The organism is Bacillus sp. SIMBA_026 (assembly GCF_046535335.1).
GTDB classification, from domain to species: Bacteria; Bacillota; Bacilli; order Bacillales; family Bacillaceae; genus Bacillus; species Bacillus velezensis.
Genome location: NZ_JAWRWX010000138.1, coordinates 1 through 275, shown reverse-complemented (window position 1 = coordinate 275; position 275 = coordinate 1). Strand labels below are relative to the sequence as shown.

1 pseudogene is annotated in these 275 nt (G+C 66.5%); it reads right to left on the bottom strand.

From position 1 onward, the window contains the following. Window positions 1–245: pseudogene (locus SB847_RS20965) on the bottom strand (allophanate hydrolase); the annotation flags it as partial. Window positions 246–275 lie beyond the last annotated feature (30 nt).

Sequence of the window (275 nt, the reverse complement as noted above, 5' to 3'; positions counted from 1 at the left end):
AGCCCGCCGATACCGCCCAAGGTGTACGTTGAGCGGCTACCCAGGACTTCAGGAACGTCGATCCCGCCCTGGACGGCGATGTAGTACCGGGTGCCGCCCTGGATCACTCCGAAGCTGAGTTCGTCGCCGGCAGCCAGGTGAAGCCGCGTCCACTGGGGCTTGGCCTCTCCGTTGACTTTGACCTCCACGGGGGCGCCGGTGATCGCTATGACGGCCTCGGCGTCGGTCACCAGGACCGGGCCCAAATACGTGCACTCCAGGACAGCATCGCCGGG